Source organism: Saprospira grandis, assembly GCF_027594745.1.
GTDB lineage: Bacteria > Bacteroidota > Bacteroidia > Chitinophagales > Saprospiraceae > Saprospira > Saprospira grandis.
Map to the genome: position 1 here is coordinate 1,507,297 of NZ_CP110854.1, position 11,605 is coordinate 1,518,901.

14 protein-coding genes are annotated in these 11,605 nt (G+C 45.6%); 10 read left to right on the forward strand and 4 right to left on the reverse strand.

Features of this window, described 5'->3' with window-relative positions; translation table 11 throughout:
* Positions 1 to 6: 6 nt before the first annotated feature.
* Both OP864_RS05945 and OP864_RS05950 read right to left on the reverse strand, forming a co-directional pair.
* The gene (locus tag OP864_RS05945; protein ID WP_270100356.1) at positions 7 to 648 is read right to left on the reverse strand and encodes a class I SAM-dependent methyltransferase; all 642 of its coding nucleotides are present in this window, start codon (positions 646 to 648) and stop codon (positions 7 to 9) included.
* A gap of 29 nt (positions 649 to 677) precedes the next feature.
* Positions 678 to 1,835 (reverse strand): BtaA family protein, encoded by a 1,158-nt coding sequence (locus OP864_RS05950; RefSeq protein ID WP_270100357.1) that lies wholly within the window; start codon positions 1,833 to 1,835, stop codon positions 678 to 680.
* Positions 1,836 to 2,542: 707 nt separating this feature from the next.
* On the opposite strand from OP864_RS05950, the gene OP864_RS05955 reads away from it, so the two are divergent.
* On the forward strand, positions 2,543 to 2,749 hold the full coding sequence (locus OP864_RS05955) for a hypothetical protein (RefSeq protein ID WP_270100358.1): 207 nt from the start codon (positions 2,543 to 2,545) through the stop codon (positions 2,747 to 2,749).
* Positions 2,750 to 2,752: 3 nt separating this feature from the next.
* Positions 2,753 to 2,896 carry a hypothetical protein gene (locus OP864_RS05960; RefSeq protein WP_270100359.1) on the forward strand — a complete coding sequence of 48 codons (144 nt, stop codon included), beginning with the start codon at positions 2,753 to 2,755 and terminating at the stop codon, positions 2,894 to 2,896.
* Positions 2,897 to 3,080: 184 nt separating this feature from the next.
* On the opposite strand, the gene OP864_RS05965 is transcribed toward OP864_RS05960, so the two are convergent.
* Entirely contained in the window at positions 3,081 to 4,544 is a 1,464-nt protein-coding gene (locus tag OP864_RS05965) for a lipopolysaccharide biosynthesis protein (RefSeq protein ID WP_270100360.1), read from the reverse strand.
* A 124-nt stretch (positions 4,545 to 4,668) separates the two neighbouring features.
* Between OP864_RS05965 and OP864_RS05970 the strand changes: the two genes are divergently transcribed.
* Entirely contained in the window at positions 4,669 to 5,442 is a 774-nt protein-coding gene (locus OP864_RS05970; RefSeq protein WP_270100361.1) for an O-methyltransferase, read from the forward strand.
* Between the two features lie 69 nt (positions 5,443 to 5,511).
* Here the strand turns inward: OP864_RS05970 and OP864_RS05975 are convergent, their stop codons facing one another.
* Positions 5,512 to 6,156 (reverse strand): O-methyltransferase, encoded by a 645-nt coding sequence (locus OP864_RS05975; protein ID WP_015691922.1) that lies wholly within the window; start codon positions 6,154 to 6,156, stop codon positions 5,512 to 5,514.
* A 131-nt stretch (positions 6,157 to 6,287) separates the two neighbouring features.
* Here OP864_RS05975 and OP864_RS05980 point away from each other — a divergent pair, with 131 nt between their 5' ends.
* The 7 genes from OP864_RS05980 (at position 6,288) to OP864_RS06010 (ending at position 11,601) form a co-directional block, all read left to right on the forward strand.
* Positions 6,288 to 6,593 (forward strand): ATP-dependent Clp protease adaptor ClpS, encoded by a 306-nt coding sequence (locus OP864_RS05980; protein ID WP_270100362.1) that lies wholly within the window; start codon positions 6,288 to 6,290, stop codon positions 6,591 to 6,593.
* A gap of 95 nt (positions 6,594 to 6,688) precedes the next feature.
* Positions 6,689 to 7,396 (forward strand): leucyl/phenylalanyl-tRNA--protein transferase, encoded by a 708-nt coding sequence (gene aat / locus OP864_RS05985; protein WP_015691924.1) that lies wholly within the window; start codon positions 6,689 to 6,691, stop codon positions 7,394 to 7,396.
* 84 nt (positions 7,397 to 7,480) lie between these two features.
* Complete coding sequence (locus OP864_RS05990; RefSeq protein ID WP_270100363.1) at positions 7,481 to 8,326, forward strand: AraC family transcriptional regulator; 846 nt, start codon at positions 7,481 to 7,483, stop codon at positions 8,324 to 8,326.
* A 79-nt stretch (positions 8,327 to 8,405) separates the two neighbouring features.
* Positions 8,406 to 8,825, forward strand: a complete 420-nt coding sequence (locus OP864_RS05995) for an OsmC family protein (protein ID WP_015691926.1) — start codon at positions 8,406 to 8,408, stop codon at positions 8,823 to 8,825.
* Between the two features lie 200 nt (positions 8,826 to 9,025).
* Complete coding sequence (locus tag OP864_RS06000; RefSeq protein WP_270100364.1) at positions 9,026 to 9,460, forward strand: hypothetical protein; 435 nt, start codon at positions 9,026 to 9,028, stop codon at positions 9,458 to 9,460.
* A gap of 262 nt (positions 9,461 to 9,722) precedes the next feature.
* Positions 9,723 to 10,286 (forward strand): globin family protein, encoded by a 564-nt coding sequence (locus OP864_RS06005; RefSeq protein ID WP_270100365.1) that lies wholly within the window; start codon positions 9,723 to 9,725, stop codon positions 10,284 to 10,286.
* 490 nt (positions 10,287 to 10,776) lie between these two features.
* Entirely contained in the window at positions 10,777 to 11,601 is an 825-nt protein-coding gene (locus OP864_RS06010; protein ID WP_270100366.1) for an SH3 domain-containing protein, read from the forward strand.
* The last annotated feature ends 4 nt before the right edge of the window (positions 11,602 to 11,605 follow it).

Genomic DNA, 11,605 nt, shown 5'->3' on the forward strand with positions numbered 1-11,605 from the left:
TGGAGATTACTGCTTCTTGCCTACAAAACTAATGTATTCCCATACCCCCATATAAGCCGACCGCACTTTGTTCACTATAGGCTCAAAGTTGTCTCGCAAAAAAGGACGCAAATGCCCGTCCATCCGCACATGATGATTCCCCATGTGACTCTTGAACCAGCCCTGCTTGCTGTCATGAAAATCTACTACCGCTATATATCCCCCTACTTTGAGGTCTTTCTTGGCCTGCTTCAATAAGTCTTCCCACTGTGGGTTGATCATGGTCAATGAATAAGAAAACAAAATAGCATCATACTGCCCGTTTTGCCCCTCCGCATCCTGGCCATAAGGCTCATGCACGACCTGCACCCGCTGACCAAATGGAGCCACCTTCTTACTAGCTATATCGACCATATCCGTAGAGACCTCATAGGCCTTGATCTCCGCAGCAGGAAAGGTCTCGGCCAATATCTTCGTATTGAATCCCGTCCCACATCCTACTTCCAAGATCTTTATCGAGGCATTCCGCTCTAAGGGAATGTCTTTAATGACTTCTACCCGACCAAAGAGAAAACTCCATCGCGTTAGATCATAAATTTTTGACTGAAATTTGTAGTACTGGTCCATACTACTCGCTTGCTCTCTCGAGTCTTTATGTGCTGTTCCCATACGCTAATTCTTGTTCTTGATGTACAAACTTATTTCACTGTCCCTAAATAAACACTGCCATAAGTCCCTACCCGATCCTGAAAATGACTTTCCTTCAATTCATCCTCCGATGAAACCCAACTAACCCGCTCTTTCACAAAATCAGGAAAGAAGTCGATCCGCATAGCCGCAGAACGCATCAAGATTTTTGTGCCCGGCCGACTGTTCGCCAAAATACACTGCCACTCTTCCTCTAAAGCAGGCACATCATGCGCCGCCAACCAATCCTGATGGTCCAATAGTACATAATGACTGTATTTACCCGGATTGTCCTTCAGAAACTGAGAAAAACTTGTAGTATGCGTATGGATGTTGTCCGCCCGCTCTCGCAATGATAAATAGTTCTCCTCCCGCAAATAACTCGGACAGCAATCTTTGGTATAATGCCCATTCACATAGACCTGCCAAAAGTAGTTCTCCTTGATGTCCAATTCCGTAAATACATGCCGAACCGCATCCACCACAAAACTACTCACCCCCCCAGGATATTCTTCCGTAATCAACCGACGCTGCGCTCTAGGTACACCCGCCAAGGCCAAAGAAAAATGCCGACTGATGGTCCAACGTACCGCCTTGTTAAACAATTTGCGCTCTACCTGCTCAAAATATTGCTCCTGCTCTTCTAAGGTCTCCGCCTTGAGCAATTTCAATACCTTGCTGTGCAAACTAGGCCGCATCTGCATATAACGCACAAACAACCAGGCTAATGTCCCCGAAGATCCTCTATAATAAAAACTCTTCTTAGGCCCCTTGCCCTCAAAGTAGCTCATCTTTTGGTCCCAAAATTCCTGCGCATAAGCCGGCAAATGCGGACGCAATTGCTGCCGATAGACTTCCTCCGCCTGCGCATGCTTGCCATCGCCAAAGTAGTCGTACAACTCATCATAAGAGCTGTGCTTAAATAAGCTCTTCTTAAATTCTAATAAGGCATTCTGCCGAGAATTTAAATCAATACAATGAATGGCCTTGGGGTCATCCAACAGATAATCTAGGGCATTGCAACCCGCACTCGTAATCATCACAATCTCGCTATCTGGCTCAATTTGCATCAATTCACGATCGCAACGAGGGTCTTCCCAACAAATGTTGTAAACAAGGCTTCCACCATGCACATTCTTAAATACCCAATCTCTAAAATGGTTAATCATAAAGTTTAGTTTGTTCGCCCAATTTGGGGGCGGCTGAGGGCCTTTGCTTTCAGGCCCAACTAGTTTGGGCAAAAATAAACATTTTTTGCAGACTGACTAAACTAGATGTTAGGCAATACTCGCTTTCTCCTCAGCCAATTCTGCTTCTAGATTGTTTTTTTGGGGCCTCCTGCCTGCGGCAGGCGCTACGTTGCGCAGCTCGCTGTTCGCTCGGCCCTGCGGCCTGACGGCCTGGGTCTGCGGCTGCGCCGCACTGCTGCACATCGCTAGGCCGTTTGGCCTTCGGCCATAGCTGCAGCTTAAAAGCCGCAGCCAGATTAGGATCCAATCAGCTAGCTCTTTATTGCCCCTTGGCCTGCAGCTTAAAAGCCGCAGGTCCTGAAAAACCTAAGCCCCTGCTTTCTATCACCGAAGCAGGGGCTTTTAAGCTCCTGCGGCGAGCAAGATGATGGCCCAACAAGCTTGGCTGCGGCCTTTAGGCTGCAGATAGCGGCGCAGCCGCCATGGCCGAAGGACAAATAGCCCAACAAAACCTTTAGGTCCTATTCTGCAGCTGCAAAACGGCATCCTACAGTTGCGCTAAGCTATTCGCAATTTGTGAAACGGCAATTGTAAAGTGAGGTATGCTATTCGGAATTTGTGAAACGGCAATTGTAAAGTGGGCTATGCTATTCGCAATTTGTGAAACGGCATTTGTAAAGTAGGCTATGCTATTCGCAATTTGTGAAACGGCAATTGTAAACCCAGCTAAGCTATTCGCAATTTGTGAAATGGCAATTGTAAAGCGAGCTATGCTATTCGGAATTTGTGAAACGGCATTTGTAAAGCAGGGGATGCTATTCGCAATTTGTGAAATGGCATTTGTAAAGCGGGCTATGCTATTCGCAATTTGTGAAACGGCATTTGTAAAGTAGGCTATGCTATTCGCAATTTGTGAAACGGCAATTGTAAACCCAGCTAAGCTATTCGCAATTTGTGAAATGGCAATTGTAAAGCGAGGTATGCTATTCGCAATTTGTGAAATGGCATTTGTAGGGACTGTTCAGGAGTTTGTGTATTAGAATAAAATTGGGCCTTTAGCTGCTTAGGACTTGGCCAATCATCTCCTAGGGCGCAAGAAAGGGCCGAAGGCCCGCAGGCCTAGCGATGCGGCGGGGTGGCCCGCAGGGCCGAGCAGACCTGCGAGCCCCAAAGCGTAGCGCCGACGACCGAAGGGAGGCGGAGGCCCCAAAACAGCAGTCTTTACTAGCTTCCTTTTTGCAGCATTCTTTGAATAGATTGGCCAAAAATGAGGGCGGCAAAAAGGGCAAAACAAAGCAGTTTGAGGGCCATATTGCCTAGTTCTAGGGCTTTTTGGTCCCAACCCAAGCCGTAATATAAAAGCGTAATGCCCAAAACGGGCAGCAAACTCAAGAGCATTTTGCCCAAAGGCAGGCGGGGCGCTTTCAGCCAATAATCGCAGACCAACCAACTGAGTAAAAACATAATCATATAGGAAACCAAGGTGGTATAAGCCGCCGCCTGATAACCATAAAGCGGAATAAAATAGAGGTTGAGGCCTAAATTGCCCAAGGCCGAGGCCAGCAAAATAACCGTTAGGTAAATATTGACCTTTTGGTACTGAATATAGCGGTTGTAGAGCAGCGACATACTATAAAAAATGTAGCCTAGAATAATGATCGGCACAATATAAAGCGACTGCTGAAAATTATTTTTGCTAAAACTGAGCAGCAAACTGGCCAAATCGACCGCAAAAAGGAGGAGAAAAACGCCCCCCAGCAAACTCAACTTATGGATACTATAGACCTGAGGGCCCAATTGCTCATACCTTTGCTCATTCATGATTCGGTGATAAGCGGGATTAGCCGCATTTTGCAGGGCGGTAATCAGGCCCAGCAAGAGCATACCGATTTTGTAGGCAAAACTATAGAGGCCCGCCTCGGCATGGCCCAGTTCGCTGTTAATCAGCCATTGGTCGAAAGAATTGAGCAAATAGCCCCCAATGGAATAGGGAATCAGGGGAAGGCCATAGGCCAAAGCATACTTAAAATGCTTGCTTTCTAACTGAAAAAGGCGGACAAAAGGCCAGATGCGCCAGATAAAAATCAGGGCAAAAAAGCCCCCGGCCAGCATCTCTCCGATAATTTTGCCCATATAGACCCGGCCCGTTTCATGCAAAAGATACATCCCTACCGCAGCCAAAGCGAACTTGCCGTACTGCCAAAAAACATTGACAACTGTGAGTTCCACACTCTTTTGCTGCTCTCTTTTGAGCTGAAAGAAAATGTAATAAAGCACCCCTATATAGCCCGTGAGCAGCAAATAAATAATTGTTTCTGCGGGCAAATTGATATAGGCGGCGATGGGCGTCCTAAAATAATAGACCAGTCCTCCCAGGGCCAAATTAATGAGTCCTGTGGCCGATAGGACCGTACTCACAAAGCCCTTTACATCTGGCTTATCCTCATGAAAATAGCGGCTAATAGACAAATGCAGATTGAAGGAGAGCAGCACCGAGACCAAATTGACATAAGAGAGAAAAATGCTAGCCACCCCATATTCGGCCTCATCCATAAAATAGGTAAAGACCGGCAGAGAAATAATGCCAAGGCCTTGGGTCAGCAGGGTACCCAAAAAGTAGATGCTAGAATGTTTAAACACATCGAAGAAAGAAAAAGAGCGCAAACGCTCTAAAAGCGGGGCCAGCATAGATAGAATTTAAATAGCCAGAAGAAATGTGTAAATTTGAAGGTCCAAATGTAAAATAAACAAATCAGACTCATCCAACTCATCCTATAGAAATTCATCCTAGCAAACTGCTGCTTATTCTAATATGAAAAAGAAATCACTCTTCCGCAAGGGCCTGGAGAAGGTCCTATCTGCCAAGCCCCGCAAAAGATTACAGGCCCAATATGCCGCCTGGCCCAATACGCCCCGTCCCTTAGCAGAATGGGCGGCCCTAAGAGCCGAAATAGCCAAAAGCTACCCTTATGAGCATCCGCTATCCTTGCATTATGTGCCCGAGGCCGTTTCTGCGGACTTGATAGAGGTGCCTGAATTGCGGGAGAACCTAGCGGGTCGCACCATTGGGGCCTGGGCTTTGGATGTAGATAGCATTCATTTTTATTGGGCCGAGCTGCTGCGTTTGCGTCCAGAAGTCATTATAGAATGTGGTTCGGGGACCAGCACCATTATGGCGGGCACTTACTTCAAAAAGACGGGCATTAATGGGCAGTTAATCTCTTTGGAGCAATCGGAAGAAGAGAAGGCTAGTATAGAAGCCACCCTAAAGAAATTGGGTTTAGCAGAATACGTTTCGGTTTATTATGTTCCGCTTGGGGCCGACCAAAACTACGACTTTAGTACATTCTCTCCAGAGATGGACCAAAAGGCCGACCTTATTTTGGTAGATGGGCCAAGAGGGAGTCGGCTCAACACCCTTCCCAATCTGAAAAACTTTGCAAAATCTGGCGCTCGTTGGTTTCTAGACGATGCGCTTAGAGACAGCGAACAATCTTATCTACAGGCTTGGTCCAAAGAAGAGGGCATAGCTGTAGAGGGAGTCATTCCCTTGGGCAAAGGCTTTGGTACGGGCAGCATACTTTAGGCTTAGCTCCTCAAAACAACAGGCCCTTAGCGCAATGCGCTAAGGGCCTGTTCTATGTACTGCGAGCCACTACTTCTTTCGGATCATCATCATACCGTCTCGGAGGGGTAAAAGCATAGGCTCCACCCGTTTATCTTCTCGAATCTTTTTATTTAGGGCATCGATAGCGATCGTTTTCTTTCCTTTGAGCTCCTCTTCGGCCACCTTACCGCTCCAGAGCACATTATCGATAATAATACATCCGCCGCTGCGCATTTTGGGTAAAATGAGTTCATAATAATTATCATAATTCATTTTATCGGCATCAATAAATGCCAGATCCCAGTCATCGCTTAATTGGGGGATAATATCTAGGGCGGCGCCGATGCGCAGCTCAATTTTTTGGGCCAGGTCAGCCTTCTTAAAAAAGCCATTAACGGCCTCCTCTAGCTCCTCGTTAATGTCTATGGTCAGTAGGCGTCCGCCGGGCGCCAACCCTTGAGCCAGACAAATAGCCGAATAGCCTGTAAAGGTCCCTACTTCTAAAATCTTTTTGGGGGCCAAGAGCTTGCTCAACAAAGCCAGAAAATGGCCCTGTAGCTGCCCAGAAATCATCTGGGGCATTAGTACATGCAAATGCGTATAGCGTTCTATCTCTTTGAGGATCTCATCGGGAAAAACCGCTGAATGCTGCTCGCAGTAATCTTGTATATTCTTGGGCGGAAAATCTAACATAAATTGCTGTTTTGTAGTGCGTTAATCTTTTTTAAGCCATTTTTAATAGCAAAAAAATTAGACATATTAGTTTAATATACGTATATTTGATTGAGGTCAAAATTTAGCCAAATTTAAAAATATACTACGCTATGTGGAAAGAGCCAGCTATTTTTTCGCAAAGAAAAGAATATCACGAAGAGGAAGAGGTCCTATTAATGGATCCTTTAAAAGATGAAGTCAAGCTTTTGGTTTACAATGACGACCACAACACCTTTGATTGGGTCATTGAGTCTTTTGTGGAGGTTTGTGGTCATAGCAGCATTCAGGCCGAGCAATTGAGTTATATGATTCACTTTAATGGCAAGGCGGTGGTAAAAACAGGGACCAAAGCCAAGCTAAAGCCGATGAAAGAGGCCTTGTTAGATCGGGGTTTATCGGCTGTTTTGGAGGATTAAAACGAACTACCTACTAACCTAAGTTGGACAAACATTGCAGTAATTAATGGGGGCTTGGCCCCTTTTTTTATGAACTCAATTTAAATACAACACTTATGTACAACTTTCTTTCAAATGACAACATTGACGAATTTCCGCCCATAGAAGAGGATTTGGATGGTATTGTAGCGGTTGGGGGGCAACTAACGACTGCCCGTTTGCTTTCTGCTTATCGCAAGGGGATTTTCCCTTGGACTGCTGCCAAGCAACCTATTATGTGGTGGTCTCCGGATCCGCGGATGCTCATGCGGCCAGAGGAGGTAAAGATTAGTAAGTCCATGCGGAAAATCTTGGCCCGTGGAGACTTTAAAATCACTTTGGACACCGCCTTTGAGGAGGTGATTCGCAACTGCGCCAATATTCCCCGCCGCGGCCAGGAGGTTGCCGAGGGAGAAGAATCTGGGGCTTGGCTCTTGGAGGATATGCAAGAGGCCTACATCAACCTGCATAAGGCGGGGCATGCCCATTCTGTAGAAGCCTGGCAAGATGGCGAATTGGTTGGGGGGCTATATGGTGTAGCTGTGGGTTGGAACTTCTCTGGGGAGTCTATGTTTTCCAAGGTTTCTAATGCCTCTAAGGCGGCCTATTTGACCTTAGTGCCGCTTTTGGGCCAGCTTGGGTTTCAGTGGATTGACTGCCAGATGTACACCGAGCATTTATCCAGTCTTGGGGCTCGGCTGTATCCTCGAAAAATTTACTTAGACTTTCTTAAAGAGAATGAGCAGGAGCCTGGGATTCAGGGTTCTTGGACGCATTTGCTTTAGTTAGCTTTTGGGGCTGCCCTGGGTCGTTAATGGCTTGGTGCGGCTCATTTATTTCCCGCTCCTATTTTAACCACCATAATCAATATGAACAGAAAAGAGCGAAAACGTTTTGGTTCTGCTCAAAGCCCTTGCTTAGAGATGGGGTATGAGGCGGGGCCTCGAGAGGAACTGGTCCAGAAAGGCTTATTGGTTCTTTGGGCTAAAAATGCGGTATCTATAGAAGTAGATGGAGAGCCCTTAGCCTTGGGGCCGGATGAGCTTCTTTTTTTGGGGCCAGAACAAAGGCGGCAATTTTTGGCGATAGATGGCCTATCCTACCTACAATTTAATCCCTTATTTCACTGTATTTTGGAGCAGGACCAAGAATTGGGTTGTAAGGGGCGTCTATTTTTTTCGGCTGCAGAGCTGCCTAAAATTGCCTTATTGGGCCGATTGGGAAAAAAGATTAAGCAAACTTGGGCCGAGATCGAGGAAGAGCTGGTCCTAGAAGCGCCGCATAAGCTCAGTTTATTGCGTAGTTTGCTGCGCAACCTACTCATCTATGCCAACCGCCTTTATTTGGAAAACCACCAAAAAGCGGCAGAAAAATGGCCACAGGAAGAGCTGGTTCGAGAATTTTATTATTTGGTCAATCAGCATTTTAGAGAAAAGACCAAAGTGAGTGATTATGCCAAATTGCTACATCGCTCGCCCAAAACGCTGAGCAATCTGCTCAAGGAATTGGGCCATAAAAGTCCGCAGCAGTATATTCAAGAAAGAAGAACCCTAGAAGCTCGGCGTTTACTTATTTACAGTAATAAATCAATAGCTGAAATTAGCAGCGAATTGGGCTTTGAGGAAAAGCGCAGTTTCAGCCGTTTTTTTAAGCAGCAAACCCAATTCTCCCCCACTGAGTTTAGGCGGCAAAAAGGAAATATGGCTACATCTTAGGGAAAAACGGTCTTTTTTTTCGTTCAGCAATCTGTTTACTTTGCAGTATACAAGTATTACTATTAAAAGCATTCATCTAATGAGCGTAAAAATTGAAATCAGTAATGAGGGAAGCCACTTTGTCTCTAATGTGCACAATGGCCAAGTAGACATGCAGTTGGATCTTCCGATGGCGGCTGGCGCCCCTTATAGTGGTTATTCTCCAGTAGATTTATTATTGTCTAGTATTGCCTATTGCAAGCTGGCCACGGTTCGTTTTATTGCCATGAAAAACCAATGGAAGCTAGAGAAAATCACGGCTCAATTGGAGATGAAAGAGGACATGACTGGCGAGCTTCCTGAAACCAGCGTAAGTATGAAGATGCAGATTCAGGGAGAATTGAAGGAAGAACAGAAAGCCCAGCTTTTGGCTGCGGCTAATCACTGCCATGTTCATCAGCTTTTGGAGGGTAATTGGAAAATTGAAGACATCCAGTTAGAATCGGAAGTCTTGAGTTAGATACTCATCTAAAAATGTAGCTATTTTGGATAAGGTCCTATAACAGTTGATGTTGTAGGGCTTTTTTTTGATGTAAAAAAGCCTCAGCTTCTGGATTAGAAGCTGGGGTATTTTTTTTCTGTTTTTGTCATAAAAATGTCAAAATAAAAAATCCAAGAAAGGAGGAGAGCCGTAACTAGACTAAAATAAAAAGCCCTGCTATGAAAAAATGGATCTTTAGAATTATATGGAGCAGCCTGGCGGTCTCCTTCCTTCTTTTTTCGGCCCTAGTCATCCATATTTATATGGTGATGGGACCTTCTAACATGAAATATCATAATAGCAAGCCCCTACAGCTTTCTCGGATTGACTTTGAGGGCCCTAAAAATGATAGTTTATTTCATTTGGCGGAGAGTGAAGTGCGCAAGACGGCTGGGGTACAGCATGCTTTTTTGAACAAATCGCATGGCACCCTAGCCTATGGATACGCTCCGGGAGAAGTAGACCCCAAGGCTGTTTTTGCCAAAATTGAGCAGCTACCGATTCGGCCCAAAATGTATGTGGTAGACAAAGAGCAGCTGGCCAATGGTTGTCCAGTTTTGGATAAAAGTTCTTTTAGCTATCGGCTAGGCGCCTTGATTCAATCCTTCTTTTAGGCAGGGAAAAAAGCCGGGCCTGAAAATGGTCCATGGCCCAGCGCTGCGCAGCGGTGGCCGCAGGCCAGACCGAGCAAAACGAGCGCTAGCGAAGTTTTGCGAAGGGCCGAGCAGACCTGCGAGCCGCGCAGCATAGCGGCGGCCGAGCTAGGCGAAGCCTAGCCGGCCGCGGGCCCCAAAAAAAATGAATTAACTACATATAGCATTGCCGCTCCTCTAATGGCAGACTATTTTTTATTTATCACTGTTTAATCCTTATTTTATGACAAAGTATTTAAATGGTTTTCTCTTTGCCGTATTGGCCTTAGCCCTTTTTATGGGCTCTTGTAAAGAAGATGACACCGATGACAACACGAATGACGAGCCAACGCTTTATGAGCGAGTTGGTGGAACAACCATGGTTGCAGACCCCAACAACTCTAGTCAAATGATTGAGCAAGGTTATTTGACCCTGCGCTCGGTAGTCGATTCTGCAATTTTTGTGATTGCTGCCGATACGGTAATGGCGCCTTATTTTCAGGTTTTGCTTACGGAAGTAGGCAATGGCGATCTGTCTGGCGTTACCGCATTGAGTGCTAGTTTGACTAACTTTATGGCCGTAGCTACTGGAGCAGAAAACTTTAGTTATAATGGCCGCGATATGGTCACTGCTCACGATCCCGCCCAATATAACCGCATGGGACTCGCTGCAGACGATGCTGCCTATGACGCCTTTATTGCGGATGTGGGAACGGCCCTTGGGCAAAATGGCGTAACCGATACAGCGCTTATCAATGATTTGGTAGCTTTGTTGGAAACCCTACGTTCTGATATCGTTCAGCGATAGAAATCAGATTTTCATAGATTGTTAGGAGCCTCGGCCAGTTGGTCGGGGCTTTTTTTGGCTATAAATTTGCTGTAAAAAGCCGTCTAAGCCCCCTTTTTCTGGGAAAAGTCAAGTTTTTTTTAAAAAAAGTGAAAAAAGTTCTGTTTTAGAGTTCACAACTTGGCCAAAACTTGCATTAAGGTCGTATAAACCAAACACTTTTTATGGATAAAGATCTGTACACACCTTAATGCCTCCTCTGGAACCATTATTCTACACAATAAACAAACTTCCCTCCCTTTGACACTTTTCCTTGATGAGGTCTTTATCAATGCTCTGTAATCCCAACCACCCCATTCCCCTTTTTGCTTGAGAATCCCCGTTCTCTACCCATCAAAAAATGGCAATAATCTATTTAGGTTATCTGCCCTTTTTTGTGTTTGTACCTAAGGGTTCTGTATTTATGAAGCTTAGAAAAAAGCGTATCTTGTTTTAAACAAACTTACTGCAGATGATACGCTTACTTTCTTTTCTATTTATGCTGGGGCTCCTTTCTCCTTTGGTGGCCCAGAACAACGCCTCTATTTATGATCATTTTTTGCCAGGCCAAAGCTATCTGCTCATGGCCGATAAGGTCAATTTGCGGCAACAACCTAGTTTGCAAGCCAAGGTTTTGCAAAGAGCGCCCATTGGCAGCGCAGTAGAAATCATTAGCAAATCGGATAAGCAGCTTCGGTTGAAGGGGATGACGGCCCCCTGGTATTTGGTCCTTTATAAAGGGCAGAAAGCCTTTGTTTGGGGCGGATTACTGGCTTTGGGCCAAGCATCCCTCCAAGATGGCCGCCAATTACTGTATGGTTATGAGCGGATGGAGCTCCGCAAAGAGGGCCAAATAGAAAACCGGCAGTTTTGGTTGGGCCTGCGCTTGGTCCAAAACAATAAAGAATTGCAGCATCTATCTATAAAGGCTATGGGCAACCTACAAACTAGCCTGAGCTTTAGGCTAGATGATCACCGTGGCCTAGAGCAGCTAGAGCATATTATTGAGTTTTCTTTTAGCGATGGCTATTGTGGTGGGACCAATGGGATGCAAACGGTTTTTCTTCAAAAACAGCGGCTCTATGCCTTGCCCCCCCTTTATAGTGGTTCCGACCTCCCCGTTTTCCAACATCAATACTTTGTTTACCCTAAGGAGCATCAAAAAAGCGCCAACCTACTCATTTTCAAAAATGAGTCTGGAGAATATGATGATGCCACAGGACAACCGCAGTACGATCAGCAAAGCAGTACTGACTTTTTATGGAATGGCCGAGTTCTTCTGCCCCTAAAACCTTAACCCC

Coding starts and splice junctions, on each gene's coding strand:
- OP864_RS05950 (WP_270100357.1), bottom strand. CDS start 1,835: ATGATTAACCATTTTAGAGATTGGGTATTTAAGAATGTGCATGGTGGA.
- OP864_RS06000 (WP_270100364.1), top strand. CDS start 9,026: ATGAAAAAATGGATCTTTAGAATTATATGGAGCAGCCTGGCGGTCTCC.
- OP864_RS05970 (WP_270100361.1), top strand. CDS start 4,669: ATGAAAAAGAAATCACTCTTCCGCAAGGGCCTGGAGAAGGTCCTATCT.
- aat (WP_015691924.1), top strand. CDS start 6,689: ATGTACAACTTTCTTTCAAATGACAACATTGACGAATTTCCGCCCATA.
- OP864_RS06010 (WP_270100366.1), top strand. CDS start 10,777: ATGATACGCTTACTTTCTTTTCTATTTATGCTGGGGCTCCTTTCTCCT.
- OP864_RS05955 (WP_270100358.1), top strand. CDS start 2,543: ATGCTATTCGCAATTTGTGAAACGGCAATTGTAAACCCAGCTAAGCTA.
- OP864_RS05965 (WP_270100360.1), bottom strand. CDS start 4,544: ATGCTGGCCCCGCTTTTAGAGCGTTTGCGCTCTTTTTCTTTCTTCGAT.
- OP864_RS05975 (WP_015691922.1), bottom strand. CDS start 6,156: ATGTTAGATTTTCCGCCCAAGAATATACAAGATTACTGCGAGCAGCAT.
- OP864_RS05995 (WP_015691926.1), top strand. CDS start 8,406: ATGAGCGTAAAAATTGAAATCAGTAATGAGGGAAGCCACTTTGTCTCT.
- OP864_RS06005 (WP_270100365.1), top strand. CDS start 9,723: ATGACAAAGTATTTAAATGGTTTTCTCTTTGCCGTATTGGCCTTAGCC.
- OP864_RS05990 (WP_270100363.1), top strand. CDS start 7,481: ATGAACAGAAAAGAGCGAAAACGTTTTGGTTCTGCTCAAAGCCCTTGC.
- OP864_RS05980 (WP_270100362.1), top strand. CDS start 6,288: ATGTGGAAAGAGCCAGCTATTTTTTCGCAAAGAAAAGAATATCACGAA.
- OP864_RS05945 (WP_270100356.1), bottom strand. CDS start 648: ATGGGAACAGCACATAAAGACTCGAGAGAGCAAGCGAGTAGTATGGAC.
- OP864_RS05960 (WP_270100359.1), top strand. CDS start 2,753: ATGCTATTCGCAATTTGTGAAACGGCAATTGTAAACCCAGCTAAGCTA.